Origin of the sequence: Streptococcus mitis (assembly GCF_002096925.1) — a bacterium.
Lineage (GTDB): Bacteria > Bacillota > Bacilli > Lactobacillales > Streptococcaceae > Streptococcus > Streptococcus mitis_AF.
On the sequence record NZ_NCVN01000003.1, the window covers coordinates 1 to 17,835 of the forward strand.

Annotated in this window: 18 protein-coding genes; 5 read left to right on the forward strand and 13 right to left on the reverse strand. The window is 38.7% G+C overall.

What is annotated here, in order from left to right; translation table 11 throughout:
• The 11 genes from B7692_RS00535 to B7692_RS00585 form a co-directional block, all read right to left on the reverse strand.
• Positions 1-415, reverse strand: a 415-nt coding sequence (locus B7692_RS00535; RefSeq protein WP_142360006.1) for a transposase, incomplete at its 3' end; no start/stop codon positions are given.
• Between the two features lie 131 nt (positions 416-546).
• On the reverse strand, positions 547-966 hold the full coding sequence (locus B7692_RS00540; protein ID WP_084929603.1) for a F0F1 ATP synthase subunit epsilon: 420 nt from the start codon (positions 964-966) through the stop codon (positions 547-549).
• 10 nt (positions 967-976) lie between these two features.
• Entirely contained in the window at positions 977-2,383 is a 1,407-nt protein-coding gene (gene atpD, locus B7692_RS00545) for a F0F1 ATP synthase subunit beta (RefSeq protein WP_084929604.1), read from the reverse strand.
• Positions 2,384-2,467: 84 nt separating this feature from the next.
• Positions 2,468-3,346 carry a F0F1 ATP synthase subunit gamma gene (locus B7692_RS00550; RefSeq protein ID WP_084924218.1) on the reverse strand — a complete coding sequence of 293 codons (879 nt, stop codon included), beginning with the start codon at positions 3,344-3,346 and terminating at the stop codon, positions 2,468-2,470.
• Between the two features lie 15 nt (positions 3,347-3,361).
• A complete protein-coding gene (gene atpA / locus B7692_RS00555; protein WP_000996629.1) occupies positions 3,362-4,867 on the reverse strand; it encodes a F0F1 ATP synthase subunit alpha in 1,506 nt (501 codons plus the stop codon).
• A 14-nt stretch (positions 4,868-4,881) separates the two neighbouring features.
• Positions 4,882-5,418, reverse strand: a complete 537-nt coding sequence (locus tag B7692_RS00560) for a F0F1 ATP synthase subunit delta (RefSeq protein WP_084929605.1) — start codon at positions 5,416-5,418, stop codon at positions 4,882-4,884.
• Positions 5,418-5,912 (reverse strand): F0F1 ATP synthase subunit B, encoded by a 495-nt coding sequence (atpF, locus tag B7692_RS00565; protein WP_001103468.1) that lies wholly within the window; start codon positions 5,910-5,912, stop codon positions 5,418-5,420. The genes B7692_RS00560 and atpF overlap by 1 nt, the downstream gene beginning before the upstream one ends.
• A gap of 13 nt (positions 5,913-5,925) precedes the next feature.
• Complete coding sequence (gene atpB, locus B7692_RS00570) at positions 5,926-6,636, reverse strand: F0F1 ATP synthase subunit A (RefSeq protein ID WP_000392870.1); 711 nt, start codon at positions 6,634-6,636, stop codon at positions 5,926-5,928.
• A 33-nt stretch (positions 6,637-6,669) separates the two neighbouring features.
• The gene (locus B7692_RS00575) at positions 6,670-6,870 is read right to left on the reverse strand and encodes a F0F1 ATP synthase subunit C (RefSeq protein ID WP_001054560.1); all 201 of its coding nucleotides are present in this window, start codon (positions 6,868-6,870) and stop codon (positions 6,670-6,672) included.
• A 313-nt stretch (positions 6,871-7,183) separates the two neighbouring features.
• Entirely contained in the window at positions 7,184-8,470 is a 1,287-nt protein-coding gene (locus B7692_RS00580; RefSeq protein ID WP_049535202.1) for a peptidase U32 family protein, read from the reverse strand.
• A gap of 138 nt (positions 8,471-8,608) precedes the next feature.
• Positions 8,609-9,307, reverse strand: coding sequence for a GntR family transcriptional regulator (locus tag B7692_RS00585; protein WP_000936191.1), 699 nt, complete (start codon positions 9,305-9,307; stop codon positions 8,609-8,611).
• Between the two features lie 141 nt (positions 9,308-9,448).
• On the opposite strand from B7692_RS00585, the gene guaA reads away from it, so the two are divergent.
• Positions 9,449-11,011 carry a glutamine-hydrolyzing GMP synthase gene (guaA, locus tag B7692_RS00590; RefSeq protein ID WP_084929606.1) on the forward strand — a complete coding sequence of 521 codons (1,563 nt, stop codon included), beginning with the start codon at positions 9,449-9,451 and terminating at the stop codon, positions 11,009-11,011.
• Between the two features lie 81 nt (positions 11,012-11,092).
• Here the strand turns inward: guaA and B7692_RS00595 are convergent, their stop codons facing one another.
• A complete protein-coding gene (locus tag B7692_RS00595) occupies positions 11,093-11,332 on the reverse strand; it encodes a hypothetical protein (RefSeq protein WP_084929607.1) in 240 nt (79 codons plus the stop codon).
• Between the two features lie 3 nt (positions 11,333-11,335).
• Positions 11,336-12,784 carry a hypothetical protein gene (locus B7692_RS00600; RefSeq protein WP_239822358.1) on the reverse strand — a complete coding sequence of 483 codons (1,449 nt, stop codon included), beginning with the start codon at positions 12,782-12,784 and terminating at the stop codon, positions 11,336-11,338.
• 455 nt (positions 12,785-13,239) lie between these two features.
• Here B7692_RS00600 and B7692_RS00605 point away from each other — a divergent pair, with 455 nt between their 5' ends.
• Genes B7692_RS00605 through B7692_RS00620 form a run of 4 tightly spaced genes read left to right on the forward strand, consistent with a single transcriptional unit; the run spans position 13,240 to position 17,791 of the window.
• Entirely contained in the window at positions 13,240-14,013 is a 774-nt protein-coding gene (locus B7692_RS00605; RefSeq protein WP_084929609.1) for an ABC transporter ATP-binding protein, read from the forward strand.
• Entirely contained in the window at positions 14,003-16,057 is a 2,055-nt protein-coding gene (locus tag B7692_RS00610) for an FtsX-like permease family protein (protein WP_084929610.1), read from the forward strand. Before B7692_RS00605 ends, B7692_RS00610 begins: the two co-directional genes overlap by 11 nt.
• A gap of 32 nt (positions 16,058-16,089) precedes the next feature.
• Positions 16,090-16,779 carry a response regulator transcription factor gene (locus B7692_RS00615; RefSeq protein WP_084929611.1) on the forward strand — a complete coding sequence of 230 codons (690 nt, stop codon included), beginning with the start codon at positions 16,090-16,092 and terminating at the stop codon, positions 16,777-16,779.
• On the forward strand, positions 16,763-17,791 hold the full coding sequence (locus B7692_RS00620; protein ID WP_084929612.1) for a sensor histidine kinase: 1,029 nt from the start codon (positions 16,763-16,765) through the stop codon (positions 17,789-17,791). Before B7692_RS00615 ends, B7692_RS00620 begins: the two co-directional genes overlap by 17 nt.
• Positions 17,792-17,835 lie beyond the last annotated feature (44 nt).

Genomic DNA, 17,835 nt, shown 5'->3' on the forward strand with positions numbered 1-17,835 from the left:
CGTCAATAAACAGACAATCTAAGGTCACTAACTCTTCCATTTTTAAATGAAGATTGAGGTCCATGAAAAGATTACGTATGAGTTCTTCCATCCCTTCAGCGACTCGAAAACGATTGATGGTGCGATAGCTGACAACCAACGGTCCTGTTAGGTATTGCATAGCGAGATTTTCAATCATCATTTTTTCGATTTTTCGTCCAGAGAAAATCCCTTGTGAATAGGCAAATAGAAGAGTAGCTATAAGCATTTTAGGGTGATAAGACGGACGAGCAAAGGCATGATAGAAGGCATGGAAGTGACAATCTTCCAAGGTATTCACCACTTTTTCAATAGTAAAGACGAGATGATCCTGTGGAAAGAAAGAACTGATTTCTAGTGGTAAAGTTGTTTGATTTGTGTTATAGTGAATATGCATGGGATAGCCTTTCTAAATGGTTTATTGTGCAATTCTATTTTACCAAGACTATCGCAACCATGCAAAAAAGCAACGGCAAATCCGTTGCTTTTTTTGGAAATAAGGGACTATTGTCCCAGGCTCCTTTTTTCTTATAGTCTATTTCCGACATTAATACGGTTAATGGCACGTTGCAGTGCAATCTTCGCACGACGTTCTTGGTCAATCAAGTGTTTGTCTTGTGCTTCTTCAATTTCACGCTCTGCTCGAAGTTTGGCACGTTCTGCACGACTAACATCGATATCACGAGCACGTTCTGCAGAATCAGCAACGATTGTGATGATATCATTGGCAATTTCAATAACGCCTCCGTTTACTGCAATCCAGTTCACGTGATCTTCATCATCAATACGTTTCACCTTTACTTCATCAACTGCTAAAACCGCAATCATATTTTCATGTCGTGGCAAGATCCCCATCTCACCATCCAGAGTTCGAACCGATACATAGCTGGCATGGTGATCATAGACGAGACCATCTGGTGTCACGATCTGGACAGTTAACTGAGCCATAGATCACCTCTTAAAATCCCATTTTTTCAGCTTTTGCAATCACATCTTCGATAGAACCTACACCACGGAAGGCATCTTCTGGTAACTGGTCATGTTTACCATCAAGGATTTCCTTAAAGCCACGAACAGTTTCAGCAACTGGAACATAAGAACCTGGCTGACCAGTAAATTGTTCCGCAACGTTGAAGTTTTGTGACAAGAAGAACTGGATACGACGGGCACGAGCAACCAAGGTCTTTTCTTCATCAGAAAGCTCATCCATACCAAGGATGGCAATGATATCTTGCAACTCATGGTAACGTTGAAGGACACGTTTTACTTCAGCAGCAACTGCATAGTGCTCTTCTCCAACGATTTCAGGTGCCAAGGCACGTGAGCTTGAAGCAAGTGGGTCAACGGCTGGGTAGATACCCAATTGTACCAACTTACGTTCCAAGTTAGTTGTTGAGTCTAAGTGAGCGAAGGCTGTTGCTGGTGCTGGATCAGTATAGTCATCCGCTGGCACATAGATAGCCTGGATAGAGGTTACAGACCCCTTCTTAGTTGATGTGATACGCTCTTGCAATTGACCCATTTCCGTAGCAAGTGTTGGTTGGTAACCAACGGCTGATGGCATACGACCCAAAAGGGCAGATACTTCTGAACCAGCCTGAGTGAAACGGAAGATATTATCGATAAAGAGAAGCACGTCTTGTCCTTCTACATCACGGAAGTATTCAGCGATTGTCAAACCAGTAAGGGCAACACGCATACGTGCTCCTGGTGGCTCATTCATCTGACCAAATACCATGGCTGTTTTCTCGATAACGCCTGATTCTTTCATTTCCCAGTAAAGGTCATTCCCCTCACGAGTACGTTCCCCAACACCAGTAAATACTGAGATACCACCGTGTTCTTGGGCAATGTTGTGAATCAATTCTTGAATCAAGACGGTTTTACCAACTCCGGCACCACCGAAAAGTCCAACCTTACCACCTTTAAGATAAGGGGCAAGAAGGTCGATAACCTTAATCCCTGTTTCAAGGATTTCGGAAGAGGTAGACAACTCATCAAAAGTTGGAGCTTTTTTATGAATTGGCTGACGCTCTGCATCTTCTGTAAAAGGAGCTTCCAAGTCAATGGTATCTCCCAAAACATTGAAGACACGTCCCAAAGTTTCTTTACCTACTGGTACAGAGATTGGACGACCTGTGTCCAATACTTCCATTCCACGAGTCAAGCCATCTGTTGATTCCATGGCGATAGTACGGATCATACCATCTCCCAACTCCAAGGCTACTTCAAGGACGATTTTTGTTTTTCCTTCGTCATTTTTGTAGACGACAAGTGCATTGTTAATCTCAGGAAGTTTTTCCCCTGCTGCAAACAAGACGTCTACAACGGGACCGATAACCTGAGCAATTTTACCTGAACTCATCTCCTTCTCCTATTCTATATAAGATACTGTCGGTCCTAGCTTAACTAGGTCCTAAGTTCATTTTCATACGAGCTGGACTAGAGCCTATTCTAAGGCACTAGCTCCTGCTACGATTTCTGTAATTTCTTGTGTAATCGCCGCCTGTCTGGCACGGTTATACTGAATTGTCAAATCATTAATGACTTTCTTAGCATTATCTGTCGCTGTTTGCATGGCTGTCATACCTGCAGCATTTTCAGCTGTCTTAGCATCGATAATAGCCCCGTAAATCATACTTTCTGCAAACTGAGGCAACAACTGCTCCAAAATTTCTTCTCGGCTAGTTTCCAATTCAAAGGTCAAACTGTAACTGTCATCTGCTTCATTTGGATCCAAGTCAACAATCGGAAGCATTTGTTCCACACGCATTTGACTGGTTAGCGTATTGACATGGTGGTTATAGCAGACATAGAGTTCATCAAAAAGTTCATTTTGGTACATTTCAACAGTTTTTGAAATAATCTTACGGACTTCATCAAAGCTAGGTTGGTCTGCCAAGCCACGTAATTCATAAAGTGGTTGAATACCACGAGCTTTAAAGAAATCAGCTCCCATTCCACCAATACAGATGATTTCAAAACCTTTACCGTCTGGATGGTATTCCTCCTTCAACTCCATAACGGCTTTCAGAATAGAGGAATTATAACCTCCAACCAAACCTCGGTCTGAAGTAATGACGATATAGCCTGTCTTCTTAACTGGACGGCTAATCAACATCGGATTGGTTGAACTACCGGCTCCATTACCATGAAGAATATCCGTCAAAAGTTTACGAACTTTCTGAGCATAAACTTGGAAGTTGCGAGCAGCTTCTTCAGAACGACCTAGCTTAGCAGCTGATACCATCTGCATGGCATTAGTGATTTGACTCGTATTTTTTGTTGAGGCGATTTTTGTTTTAATATCATTTAGAGATACTGCCATCTGACACCTCTATTCTTATTGGAAGCTGGTTTGATTGAGAAACTCTGTAATCGCAGCATCCAAGACTGCTTCTTCTGGCAAGTCTTTTGTATCACGAATGGTTTCCAAAATCTCTGGATGTTGAGCATCAAAGAAGGCATGGAACTCTTCCTCGAAACGAACAATATCATCTACTGGAACAGTATCCAAGAAACCATGTGTCAAAGCATAGAGAATGGTTACTTGTTTCTCAACAGGTAATGGTTTGTGAACAGGTTGTTTCAAGACTTCAACTGTACGACGTCCACGGTTCAACTTAGCCTGTGTTGCTGCGTCCAAATCAGAACCAAACTTAGTGAAGGCTTCCAACTCACGGTATGAAGCAAGGTCAATACGAAGTGTACCAGCAACCTTTTTCATGGCTTTAATTTGTGCAGAACCACCTACACGAGATACAGATGAACCCGCGTCAATGGCTGGACGAATACCTGCATTGAAGAGACCATCACCAAGGAAGATTTGTCCATCAGTGATTGAAATCACGTTGGTTGCAATATAGGCAGAGATATCTCCTGCTTGTGTCTCGATAAACGGTAGGGCTGTAATAGATCCACCGCCAAGTTCATCAGAAACTTTAGCTGAGCGCTCAAGCAAACGGCTGTGAAGGTAGAAAACATCCCCTGGGAATGCTTCACGACCTGGTGGACGACGAAGCAAGAGAGACAGTTCACGATAAGCTACCGCTTGTTTTGAAAGATCATCATAAACAATCAAAACATGCTTCCCTTGGTACATAAATTCTTCCGCCATGGCAACCCCAGCATAAGGAGCTAGGAAAAGCAATGGAGATGGTTGTGAAGCAGAGGCTGTCACAACGATTGTGTAGTCCAAGGCACCGTACTGACGTAGTGTTTCTACTTGCGTACGAACTGTTGACTCTTTTTGTCCAATCGCTACGTAGATACAGATCATATCTTGACCTTTTTGGTTCAAGATTGTATCAATCGCAATAGTTGTTTTCCCTGTCTGACGGTCACCGATAATCAACTCACGTTGACCACGACCAATCGGTACAAGGGCGTCGATAGCTTTCAAACCAGTTTGCAAGGGTTCTGATACAGACTTACGTTGCATAACACCAGGAGCTGGCGCTTCTACTGGACGAGTTTTGTCAGTGTGGATTTCTCCAAGACCGTCAACTGGACGACCAAGCGGATCCACAACACGACCAATCAGACTTTCACCTACTGGGACTTCCATGATTTTACCTGTACGGCGGATTGTATCGCCTTCACGGATATCTGTAAAGTCACCCAGGATGATAATACCAACATCTGTTGACTCCAAGTTTTGAGCCATACCATAAGAGCCGTTTTCAAAAATCAACAACTCTCCACTCATGGCATTTTCAAGGCCGTGAGCACGCGCGATACCATCCCCGATATAGGTTACAACACCTGTTTCAGTCACATCAAAATTGGGTTTGAAATTTTCAATTTGTTGCTTAATTAAAGCGCTGATTTCTTGTGCGTTAATTGCCAAAAGAACACCACTTTCTATTTCAAATTTTCTTTAACAACTTTAAGTTGTTGTTTAATACTCACATCAATTGTCTTGTGATTGGCAAAAATGACAAAACCACCAATAAGACTTTCATCGATTTGTTCTTTTACACTCCTTACTTTAAGAGACATTTTTTTCTCAATCAAAGGGAGCAAGCGACTCTTCTGTTCATCAGTTAAAGGATGAGCTGACGTAATCGTCACTTCAAATCGATTTGTTTCTTTTTCAAGTCGGTTCAAGCAATCTACAAGAATATCATAAAAAAGATTTGCTCTGTGATTGTAGATAAGAACCTGGATAAAGTTTTGCAATAAAGATGACACTGAATCTTGGAAGAACGTAATCGTTTTTTCCTTGTCAGACTCGTCTACTGCCACTTTTTTTAAAAAAGAAGGTAAGCCTGTTTCTTCAGCAACTTGCTTGATTTGAGCTAAGTCTGAAAAGATACGGTCTTCTTCTCCTTTTTCTAAAACCAATTGGACAAAAGGCATGCTGTATTTTTCAATTACCTTTACTGTTTTCTTGTCCATTAAGCTTCTCCTAACTGATCGATATACTGATCAATGAGTTCTTTATGGGCATGACCGTCAAGGTTTTGTGAGATGATTTTACCAGCCAAGCTGATTGTCAAATCTGCTACCTCACCCTTAACACTTTGTAAAGCTTCAGCTTTATTTTGAGCAATTTCTTGGTTCGCTTTTTCTTTCAAGCGTCCTGCTTCTAGCTTAGCATCTGCTAAAATACTAGCTTTGCTTTTCTCAGCTGTTTCTTTCGCATTCTCAATGATTGTCTTAGCTTCTTTACGGCTACCAGCCAATTCATCTTCGCGTTTTTGAGCCAATACTTCTGCTTTTTGACGTGCTTGTTCAGCTCCGTCAATATCTGCTGCAATTTTTTCTGCTCTTTGTTCGAAAATGCTAGTCAAATTTGACCAAGCGTATTTCTTAACCAAGACTAGCAAGAGAATAAAGGAACCAGCGATTAGTATAAAATCACCAAGTAATTCACCTACTGTTACATTCATAAACTACTCCTTTCTATTCTTCATCATTAATTTTATTTCCTAGGTACATTGAAGATAATAATGTAAATACATATGCTTGTACACAAGAAATAAAAACAGAAAATGCAGTCCAGATTAGATTTGTTCCAAAAGCAATAGGATACCAATAGAAGGCCTGATGAGAAAGTAGGACTAACATACTTGCCATCACTTCTCCTGCAAAGATATTACCAAATACCCGCAATGCAAGTGAAAGGAGATTGGTAACTTCTTCCAAAAGATTCATTGGTGTCATAAAACCTGGTGTTACAAATGCTTTTAAATACTTTTTGATTCCACGACGACGAATTCCCTCTACGTGGGTCATTAAGATAATTGTAAAAGACAAGACCAAGTCAAATGACAAATTTGCTGTTGGTGAGGTCCAAAGATTTACACCATCTGTAGTCTGAATTCTAGCCATTAAGCCAATGTTATTTGCAATGGCCATAAATAGGAATAAACAGAAATAAAAGAGAGAATAATCCTTTATCATTGGACCAAGGTTTGATTTTGTAAATCCAACAACAAAATCAAATAAATACTCTAATACATTTTGTTTTCCTGTGGGTCTCAAAGTCATATTTCGAGTTGCCCAATAAATAAAGCCAAAAATAAGTGCTACAGTCAACAAAGTCAAAACTACTATGGTTAAATTAAAGGTAACAGGACCAATATTGATGGTTGGATTAATACTTTCTTCCATCTAAAATCCTCCCTTTTTCAATTTATACTTCTTTTATTTGATGATAAATGAAAAGACAAGAGTAACGAAGAAAGTACCTTCAATAAAGGCAACCCCTAGGATCATCAAACTACGTAGTTCTGAGATGATATCTGGTTGGCGAGCAACTGATTTCAACAAACCGTTCATCAACATACCTTCACCAAGAGATACACCCATACAGGCAAGACATAGACCGAAAAATGTTAAATTCATGACGAATTCTCCTTTTAATTAAAATTTACTTACTTAGTTTAGTCCTAAAAATTGGATTTGTCAACTTTTTACTTACGTTGAAAGCGTTTAATGAAAATTATTTACAATTTTACTATTTTTAAGTCTATTATATAGAAAACTTTGGAAAAAACTTGTAACAAATCCCTCCATTATCTAGGTCTTTCTGAAAAATAATGAAAAATCCGAGATGAAATCTCGGATGGAAATTAATATATTTTCTTTAACCTAATGCTCTTTAGTAAGTAGGATTAAAGGGAAAGCAACTAGAAAGCTTTCGTCTCCTGCACGCTTATTAAGCACGAACTGTGACGCTGGTGCCATCTTCCTTATAAAGATTGATAAGTCCTTCTTTGAGAGCTCGAACCATATCTCCTGCTTGAACAGGTTGTGGGACTTTGATTGTCAAGAGTTCCATTGGATTTGGAGCGCGGTCGATTTTATTGCCTTTGGCATCATGCAAATCTTCAATATAAGTTTCAAAATGACGGAAACCTGGGCCATAAAACTCAACTTGATCACCTTCGTTAATGACGTTCCGTTGGCGAATAGTCGCTGTTTGTGTCGCATCATCATAAGAAACGACTTCAGCAACAAACTTATACTCAGGAATTTTACGACGAGCACCAAATAACTGCTCATTTTCAGATGGTGTACCATAGTAGAAACCTGTTGCTAATTCACGTTGGGCAACCTTCCACATCTCATCAATCAAGTCTTGCTTGATAGCTTCAAATTTTTCTGGACTTTCTAGATAAGCATCAACAGCCGCCTTGTAGCAGTTGGTTACTGTTGATACGTAGTGAATAGACTTCATACGTCCTTCGATTTTTAGACTGTCCACACCATTTTCAATCATATCTGGGATATGGTCAATCATAGACATATCAACGGCTGACATTGAAAATTCTTCTGGAATCTCACCTTTCAAGCTCTTGCGTTCTTGACCAAATGGCATATCGTAAAGGTCATACTTCCAACGGCAAGATTGAGAGCAACCACCTCGGTTGGCATCACGCATACTCATGTGATTAGAAAGTGTACAACGACCAGAGTAAGAGATACACATAGCTCCGTGGACAAAGGCTTCAATCTCAACATCTGTACGTTTGCGAATTTCAGCTAATTCTTCCATTGAAACCTCACGCGCCAAAACAACACGAGTTAAGCCCAGTTCCTTCCAAAACTCAAGAGTTTCATAGTTAGTCGCACTGGCTTGAGTTGAAAGGTGAATTTCAAGGCCTGGTGCTTCAGTCGCTGCAATCATAATCAAGGCTGGGTCAGACACGATAACTGCCGCGATTCCGATATCACGTAGTTTACGGAACCACTCACCAGCACCAGCTTCATTTCCTTCGTGCATAACCATGTTGGCAGCTACATAGACCTTAGCTCCATACTTAGCCGCAAACTGGACACCTTCTTCCATCTGTTCAAAGGTAAAGTTTCCGGCACGGCTACGAAGACCATAGGCCTGACCACCGATAAAGACAGCATCTGCTCCATACTGAACAGCTACCTTTAGCTTCTCTAAAGTCCCTGCAGGTGATAAAACCTCAGGACGTTTTAATGTTTTTGTCATGTTTTCTCCTATTTGCAATATAAAAGTTTGACGTTTTTCCTTTTCATTTTATAGTAAATAAGCGATAAAATCAAGCCTAGACAGATTGTTTTGACAATTCTAATCTTTTAAGAAAGCAAAAAAACTAGCCTTTCTAGACTAGTTATTCTCAAGATAAAATTCAAAACGTTCGCCTACATACTGACTTTTTACGTATTCAAATGCAGTACCATCTTCTAGGTAGGAAACCTGAGTTAAACCAAGAATAGCATGTCCTTTTTCAACTTCCAAATAGTGGGCAATCTTTTCTTTAGCAAGACGAGCATAGATTGTCTGCTGTGATTTGCCTATACGGTAGCCGTGTTTTTGCAAGGTTTGGAAGAAATGACTGGTGATTTCTTCTTTTTTAAAGTCCTTAATGAATTTTTCAGGAATAGAAGCAACTTCATAAACCAGAGGAACTTGGTCGGCATAGCGAACACGTTCCATTCGGATAATATTCTCCGTTGGAGAAATTCCTAACTTGGCAACTTCCTGCTCATTGGGAATAGTTTTTCTGTAGGAAATGAGCTGGCTAGAGGGAACTTTACCTTGGGACTTAACAATTTCAGTAAAACTGGTTGTCCCTCGCATCTTTTCTTGTACTCGAGTACTGGAAACAAAGGTGCCGCTTCCTACACGACGCTCTAAAACGCCTTCTTCGACTAATAGAGATACAGCTTGGCGAAGGGTCATGCGACTGACTGCAAACTGCTCTGCTAAATCTCGTTCACTGGGAAGCCTCTCGCCAATGGCCCAACGATGTTCGTCAATATCCTTTTTAATCTGATCATGGATTTTCATATAAGCGGGTAGCATATTTTTCACTTCATTTCTATCTTTTCTCTATTGTACCCCAATAAACTAGAAAAAGTCAAACTTCGCCTTGTTTAGTTGGTAATTCGCCCTTATTTGTGATAGAATATTGAAAAAAGATATTTCTTTTGGGAAAGGAAAAAGATGAGCAACATTTCAACTGATTTGCAAGATGTAGAAAAAATCATCGTATTGGACTATGGTAGCCAATACAACCAGCTGATTTCACGCCGTATCCGTGAGATTGGTGTTTTTTCAGAACTGAAAAGCCATAAAATTTCAGCTGCTGAAGTTCGTGAAATCAACCCTGTAGGAATTATCCTTTCAGGTGGTCCAAATTCTGTATACGAAGATGGTTCATTCGATATTGACCCAGAAATCTTCGAACTCGGAATACCTATTTTGGGAATCTGTTACGGTATGCAGTTGTTGACCCATAAACTTGGAGGAAAAGTTGTTCCTGCAGGCGATGCTGGAAATCGTGAATACGGTCAATCAACTCTTACTCACACCCCATCAGCTCTTTTTGAATCAACACCAGACGAACAGACTGTTTTGATGAGCCATGGTGATGCGGTTACTGAGATTCCTGCTGACTTTGTTCGTACAGGTACATCAGCTGACTGCCCATACGCAGCCATCGAAAACTCAGATAAACACATTTACGGTATCCAATTCCACCCAGAAGTTCGTCATTCTGTGTACGGAAATGATATCCTTCGTAACTTTGCTCTTAACATCTGTAAAGCTAAAGGCGACTGGTCAATGGATAACTTCATTGATATGCAGATCCAAAAAATTCGTGAAACCGTCGGTGATAAACGTGTCCTTCTCGGTCTATCAGGTGGTGTTGACTCTTCAGTTGTTGGAGTTCTTCTCCAAAAGGCTATTGGCAATCAATTGATCTGTATCTTCGTAGACCACGGTCTTCTTCGTAAAGGAGAAGCGGACCAAGTTATGGAAATGCTTGGTGGTAAGTTTGGGTTGAATATCGTCAAAGCAGACGCTGCTAAACGTTTCCTTGATAAACTTGCAGGAGTTTCTGACCCTGAACAAAAACGTAAAATCATCGGTAACGAGTTTGTTTATGTCTTTGATGACGAAGCAAGCAAGCTCAAAGATGTGAAATTCCTTGCTCAAGGTACCTTATATACAGACGTTATCGAGTCTGGTACAGATACAGCTCAAACTATCAAGTCACACCACAACGTGGGTGGTCTTCCAGAAGACATGCAGTTTGAATTGATTGAACCACTCAACACTCTCTATAAAGACGAAGTTCGTGCCCTTGGTACAGAGCTTGGTATGCCAGACCATATCGTATGGCGCCAACCATTCCCAGGACCAGGACTTGCTATCCGTGTCATGGGAGAAATTACTGAAGAAAAACTTGAAACCGTTCGTGAGTCAGACGCTATTCTTCGTGAGGAAATTGCTAAAGCTGGCCTTGACCGCGATATCTGGCAATACTTCACAGTTAACACAGGTGTTCGTTCAGTCGGTGTTATGGGTGACGGTCGTACATATGACTACACGATTGCAATCCGTGCTATCACCTCTATCGATGGTATGACTGCTGATTTTGCAAAGATTCCATGGGAAGTACTTCAAAAAATCTCAGTGCGTATCGTAAATGAAGTGGATCATGTTAACCGCATCGTCTATGATATTACAAGTAAACCACCTGCAACCGTTGAGTGGGAGTAGAGTTAATAAGTTTAAAAGGCCTTAGAAATATTGATTTCTAAAGCTTTTTATTTTGCATTAACAATATTTTAACAACAAAAACTATTTTTCAGTATTTAAACCTAATATCTTTTTAACCTTTTTGGTACTTTCTATATACATACCTTTCTTAGACTCTCTAACAATTCTAGAATAATCTCCATTATCCTCGCGCAATTCATAAACACGGTAAAAATCATTATTATATTCAAACTCACTAATCAAATCTATTTCTTTATTTATTATTTCCTTACTACCTAAATTTTCTGAATACTTCCTGAGCTCTATTAACCAATTAAACACCTATTAATCAATTTTTAAATGTATCTTACCCTTCACTACATCCGGTATATATTTTGAAGTAATCTCATATTCAATCGTTTGAGGAACATTCTCAAACATTAGTATCGATGGAAATGCCATTGAGGAGTTATGTTTCAAATACTCAATGCCAAATCTTAAAATATCAAATTCTGAATTTGTAAAATTTTTATATATAAATATGTGTTCTAAAAAGTTTTTATAGTTGTATTTTTGATCTTCATAACCAGGTCTTGTAGTATATGCGATAAGCGGATTAATATTAATTCTTTCTATATTTGATGGGATTATTTGAAAATAAGCGTAAGCATCAACTGAGTCACTTTCTTTAATTTTAAATAGAAATTCATCTAATTCAATTCCCTGTATCTCCTCAATTATGTTCTCTTCTGGATAAAGTAAGTTATTATGTTTTAGCAGACAACCTTTTGGTACCATCAGTTTTATATCGATATCTTCATCATATGTTTTACCTAAGTTAGAAACGATTAATTCGACAAATTTAATGTTATCTATGTATGTGAAATATTCAATATACTCTTTGTAAGATATTATTTCCCAATATAATTTGTTTAATTTAGAAAAGCGTTTCTTTTCCTTGTCAGACCCTATATACGAAGGACTACTGTTACCGAAAGGAATTTTCACCTGAAATTTATCTTTCCTTAAATTTCCTAAGTACCAAAAATTTTCATGTAGTTTGATTTGGTTTTCTTTAACGAAATCATTTATAGTATCTTTGAATTCATCACTAATAACCACAGAATCAGCCATTTTATAAAGAAAATCAACATTCGCATCTTCTTTTGAAGGCATGATCAACTTTTTAGTTTTATCTTCTAATATACCTGATTCTTCAGAAATTACGGTACTGTTTAGTTCATCTATATATTCATTAATCCTACTTTGCTTTTCATTGATAAATTTTGACTCCAGTAAACTAAATTGTTTAGGTAAAACATTTTCGTCAGATAATGTATTTTTATCCCTTATTGTCACAAACGGTTTTATATTTTCGTTTTGATAAGTTTCTTTTTCTGTAATTAATTTTAAAAAATAAAGTGATAGATGATTTGTAAAAAGCCTTTGAAAATCACTCTCGTCATTAACTATAAAAAATATCCCTCTATCTTTATATCTTTCTTTAAATTCTTGCACTTTTTCATATTGCTTAATGTCTATATTAGACGGAATTATCGGAGCTTCTAAAAAGTACATAAAAACTTGTTTATCAGCTGATAGCATCTCCTCAATTTCTTCTTCCGTTCCTGATCCATAATTATCTGTTGCTGTACCAAATCTTGTCCAAAATATAGCAACAGCTGCATCACATTCCCTAACAATTTGCTTATTCAATAATTCCTGTGGTTTATCACCTGATTCAGGAAAACTATCCGTTGACCAATGCTTGATTGATACTTGTATATTATTCAAACTACCATACAGTTTATTAAAATTATCAACAGCTTCCTTAATTAATTGAAGATAGCCAGTAATCGTATAGTGAGATTTATCTTTGGATAAAAAATAGTGTAGGCTGAAGAGAATTCTTTAAAACTAGCTTGCTACAATTATTCTTTGTCAGATTTAAATGAAGTAACAATAGAAAATAAGAACGGAAATAGATTTTCCTCTAAGATAATACCGCTGGAGCATGAACTTCAGTGGTATTATTTTTTATGATTTCAATATTAGGAAAATTTCTCAACCTCTACTCCTCTTTTTAAATCCCTGAACCCCTGCTATAATATAGTAAGTATAGCTCCAATAACCTGACTATAAAAGTCAGCAATAAAGATTTCTTACATCATCCGTAAGTGTTATTCTACTCTGATTCATATTATAATGAAAGTAACAAATGAAAGTAACAAAAGATGGAGGTGTTCCACATGGACACAATTTTACGAGTAGAATCATTAAAAAAGCATTATGGAAAAGAACCGAATATCACCAAGGCCTTGAACGGCATATCTTTTCAAGTTGTAAAAGGTGAGTTCTTAGGGATTATGGGGAGCAGTGGATCTGGGAAAACAACACTTCTTAACTGTCTCGCCACTATCATCAAGCCAACTGACGGTTCCATTCAAATGCAAGAAAAGGATTTAGGTCAGTTAAAAGGTAGTCAGTTAGCTGATTATCGTGGTAAGGAAATTGGCTACCTCTTTCAGAATTTTGAGCTTCTGGACAATCTGACAGCCAAAGAAAATATTTTACTTCCCTTGTCTTTGCACAAGGTCGATGCCAACGAAAGCAAGGTTCGATTAGAATTGCTTTCCCAATATCTGGATATTTCTGAACTTCTAGATAAGTTCCCATCTCAATTATCGGGTGGTCAACGTCAAAGGGTAGCTGCTGCGCGTGCTTTGATTTTAGACCCTAAGATTGTATTTGCGGATGAGCCCACAGGGGCTTTGGATTCAAAAAACGCAACCATTTTGATGCAAAAATTATCCGAAATGAATCAAGTGGAAGAAACCACCATTCTCATGGTGACCCACGACTCGGTCGCTGCTAGCTTTTGCAACCGCATCTTGTTTATCCAAGACGGAAAACTATTCCATGAAATCCGACGTGATTATCCAAGAGAAAGTCAAGAAGATTTTTACCACAGAATACTAAAGGTCATGGCTGCACTAGCTGGAGGTGATGGCAATGTTTTCTAAATTAGTCTCAAGAAATAGTAAGAGCGATCGAAAGAATAACGGCTTGTATTTCAGTTCTATGGTTCTTTCTATTATCTCCTTTTACATCATCCTTTCTTTGTCTCATCAAGATGTGATGCACTTTCTAAAACAAATAGAAAGTGACGCTGTAAATAAACTCTTTAGCATGATTCCCATTCTTTATGTAGCAACGCTCTTTATTCTCTTTTTTCTAGTCTACTTCGCAAGCAGTATGCAGATGGAAAGGAGAAAACATGAATTTGGTGTCTATCTCACACTGGGAATGCGAAGAAGCAAACTGTTCTTGCTACTTCTGCTCGAGGATTTGAGAAACAGTGTCCTTGCCCTTGGAATAGGCCTTCCTATTTCCATCTTAATTTCAGAATTGATTAGCCTAATAACCGCTAAAATTGTGGGACTAGGGATTATTGAACATCAATTTTCTCTATCTACCACAGCTCTACTCTATACAGTCATCGGCTTCCTAGCCGTAAAATTAGCTGTTTTTGTCCTTTTAAGTGCAAAGACGGCCAATATGGAAATCGGAAACCTGCTCGCCTATTCTCCTTCTGGGATGAAGAAACTACTCCCCAAGGGGGTGTACCTCCTTGCTTCTGTCCTCGGAATTTTGCTTCTAGGAACAGCCTATTACATGGGTATGAGTGGACGAGCTTGGGAAAATGTCATAACAATGGGCATCACCGTTCTCTTAGGAACTCTGGGAACTATCCTACTCTTCTTTGGTATGCGTTTATTTATAGACTTTTTGGTCAAGCTTGGAAACAATCGAAAACTTCATGCCTATAATTTTAGACAGATTCAGGAATTAGTTATCCAACGCTCAACTATACTGGCTGTCTGCTCCCTCTTAATCTTCTCTGCCTTGTGCCTCTTTGGAGCAGGTGTGGCCATTGCAAGCGGCAATTCAGATAATCAAACCCACGTGTTGGATTATACATTTAGAGATAGCAAGCAGGAAACAGATGAACATCCTGATGTAAATGCAGTTAAAAAAGAGCTTGAAGCTGCCGGACTAGTATCACAGTTTTCAAAGATTCTGCAAATTAAAGTAGGCAAAACTAAAGAACACGAGTCCGTGTCCTTCGAAGAGGTCATCAAGGAGTTGAAAAATCAAAAAGACAACAAGAACAAGGAAACTTTGCTCCATAAATTTAAACAGTCTACTAATTCCCACCTCATACCAGTTTCCGAATACAATGAACTTAGAAAGGTTGCCAATCTTCCTCCTCTAGAACTAACTAGTAAGGAAGCATATTTGTATATGGGGAAAGATTTTCTGCCAGATGAAAGTCTCATCAACTCTGTCCTAAAGACAAAGCCTCAAATCAAAGTCATGGGAAATGATGTAAAATTGATTGGCGAGGTGGAGTCTTTGCCAATCGTAACGGATCGTGAGATAACCCTCTCTGTCGCTCTCATAGTTCCAGATGAGATTTTTATGAGCTATACAGACGGTCGCTATTCGAACTATGTTAGCGGTATCTTGGCCCCTGAGCTAGTCAAGGAAAAAGGCTTGATGAGAGCTATCTCAGATACCAATGAAAAGCTAAATCAAACCTCTCTTGGCTATGAAAGCTATATACAAAATATGGGAAGACAATTGTTTTACATTATCTCTGCCAGCTATGTCACCATCTATCTGTCTATCATCTTCCTTGTTGTCGCAAATACAATTATCGGCGTTCAGTTTTTGATGGGACAAAGACGATCCTATAGACGATACCAGACCTTAATCCATCTTGGTGCCAACTACGAAACTCTTTGTAAATCGTCAGAAAAGCAAGTCAACTGGTATTTCGGTCTACCAATAGCCCTTGCACTTATCAGTAGTAGCTTCGGAGTGAGCTCCCTCCTCACAGGAATAGTACCAGCCAGTGCAAGAATGGTCATGGGGCAAAAATTTATCACAGCCATGCTGATAGTACTGCTCTTAGCTGGCTTCGAAGTCATCTATATCCGAATTGTAAAGAAAAATAGTAACAAGTACTTGTTGTCCTTAATGGAACCCAAAAGAGACGAATAAGGTAGAATAAATTAGAAAAAGGAGGAACCGATATGAAGCATATTCTGGTAATTGAAGATGAAGCCTTGATTCGAGATGAAATTGTCATCTTGTTAGAGAAAGCGAGTTATCAAGTTGATAAGTTGACTAACTTCAAAGATACAAGCCAGCAAGTGCTGCAATACGATACAGATCTAATCATACTGGATTTGAATTTGCCAGGAGAAACAGGTTTTCAAATTTGTAAAAATCTCAAATCAAAACGCTCTGTGCCTATATTGGTTCTCACTTCCCGTGAACAATTAAAAGATGAGATCTACGCCCTAAAATTAGGGGCAGATGAATACCTAACAAAGCCTTTCAAGAAAGAAAGATTTTTGGCACGTATAGAAAATATCTTGAAACGCTATGAAGGCAGACAAAATCTACTTGAAAAAGATAATTTCCTGCTGGATCGAAATACCTATACCCTTTATATCAACGGACATTCGATTTTACTCCCCAAAAATCAAGGGAAATTGTTAGAAACTTTATTAGTGGCAACTGATTCTGTCGTCACAAAAGAAGAGCTAAGCATGAAACTGTGGAATACAACTGAGTTCATCGATGAAAATGCCCTTCAAGTAAATATTGCAAGGCTAAAAAAGGTGATGAAACAGGCTGGCATTGCCCTTCAAGTTAAGTCCGTCAGAGGTATTGGTTACAAATTGGAAGAGGAAAGGCAATATGAAACAGAATCTTAAATATTTGGCTACTTATCTGCCTTGGTTACTTGTTCTCTTAGCATTTGATCTATTCACAGCTGTCCTGCTTTGGCTTTCAGACGTGAGAATGTTTCAAGTCCTCATCCTACTCTATCTTTTAGCTACCATCCTGCTCTTTTTTATCCTGTCATTCCTACTTATAAGAAAAGAAAGAAAAAAAGCAACTGCTTATAAGGCTTTCATAGCCAATCCTAAGATGGATACGGAGCTGGAATTATTGCGTTTATCAAGTGCCTCAGAGAAAGAAAGCATCGAAGAAATCGCAAATGCGCTTTACCAAAGGCAAGCGGAAATAGGAAAGCTCAACTCATTACTAGCCGAATACGAGGACTATGTTGAAAAATGGGCTCATGAAATCAAACTCCCTCTATCGCTTCTTTCCCTCCTTTTGGACAATCAAAGTGACCAGTTGCCAAAGGATACAACTTTTAAGTTGGACTATGTGAAAAATCAAATCCAAGGAAATGTATCACAGATACTATTCTATTACAGGGTAAAAAGTGAAAAAAATGATTTTCTATTTGAAGACCTTGACCTCCAAGAGTGTATCCAAGATCTTTTGGAAAACTTTGATCCCTTGCTCAAAGAAAAGAAATTTACGATTCAGCTAGAAAACATACAAGGAATCTGCTACACCGATCAACGCAGTTTTGAATTTATCCTCTCTCAAATCCTCGCCAACGCCCTTAAATATAGCTCTGACAAGCCCGAACTCAGTATTTCTATGTCAAAGGATAAGGGGCGCACAAGTCTGATTATTAGGGATAATGGTTGCGGAGTTAAAGCTTGTGACCTCCCTCATATCTTTGAAAAAGGCTTTACAGGTGATTCAGGTGATACAAGGAAAAAATCAACAGGTATGGGTCTCTATCTAGTCAAACAATTAGCAGATGCTTTAAAAATCGAAATCACAGTAAAATCCGAATGGACGCAAGGATTTGAAATCTCTCTTTCTATTTTAGTCAATTTTTCGATTAAGAAAATTGACTAATCATAGAAAGCACATATGTTATATCAAAAAGGAAAGCACTTCTG

What these genes read in the sequence shown, in the direction of transcription:
- B7692_RS00540 (WP_084929603.1), bottom strand. Translation starts at nt 966, where the DNA reads ATGGCTCAGTTAACTGTCCAGATCGTGACACCAGATGGTCTCGTCTAT.
- atpD (WP_084929604.1), bottom strand. Translation starts at nt 2,383, where the DNA reads ATGAGTTCAGGTAAAATTGCTCAGGTTATCGGTCCCGTTGTAGACGTC.
- B7692_RS00550 (WP_084924218.1), bottom strand. Translation starts at nt 3,346, where the DNA reads ATGGCAGTATCTCTAAATGATATTAAAACAAAAATCGCCTCAACAAAA.
- B7692_RS00560 (WP_084929605.1), bottom strand. Translation starts at nt 5,418, where the DNA reads ATGGACAAGAAAACAGTAAAGGTAATTGAAAAATACAGCATGCCTTTT.
- atpF (WP_001103468.1), bottom strand. Translation starts at nt 5,912, where the DNA reads ATGAATGTAACAGTAGGTGAATTACTTGGTGATTTTATACTAATCGCT.
- atpB (WP_000392870.1), bottom strand. Translation starts at nt 6,636, where the DNA reads ATGGAAGAAAGTATTAATCCAACCATCAATATTGGTCCTGTTACCTTT.
- B7692_RS00575 (WP_001054560.1), bottom strand. Translation starts at nt 6,870, where the DNA reads ATGAATTTAACATTTTTCGGTCTATGTCTTGCCTGTATGGGTGTATCT.
- B7692_RS00580 (WP_049535202.1), bottom strand. Translation starts at nt 8,470, where the DNA reads ATGACAAAAACATTAAAACGTCCTGAGGTTTTATCACCTGCAGGGACT.
- B7692_RS00585 (WP_000936191.1), bottom strand. Translation starts at nt 9,307, where the DNA reads ATGCTACCCGCTTATATGAAAATCCATGATCAGATTAAAAAGGATATT.
- guaA (WP_084929606.1), top strand. Translation starts at nt 9,449, where the DNA reads ATGAGCAACATTTCAACTGATTTGCAAGATGTAGAAAAAATCATCGTA.
- B7692_RS00605 (WP_084929609.1), top strand. Translation starts at nt 13,240, where the DNA reads ATGGACACAATTTTACGAGTAGAATCATTAAAAAAGCATTATGGAAAA.
- B7692_RS00610 (WP_084929610.1), top strand. Translation starts at nt 14,003, where the DNA reads ATGTTTTCTAAATTAGTCTCAAGAAATAGTAAGAGCGATCGAAAGAAT.
- B7692_RS00615 (WP_084929611.1), top strand. Translation starts at nt 16,090, where the DNA reads ATGAAGCATATTCTGGTAATTGAAGATGAAGCCTTGATTCGAGATGAA.
- B7692_RS00620 (WP_084929612.1), top strand. Translation starts at nt 16,763, where the DNA reads ATGAAACAGAATCTTAAATATTTGGCTACTTATCTGCCTTGGTTACTT.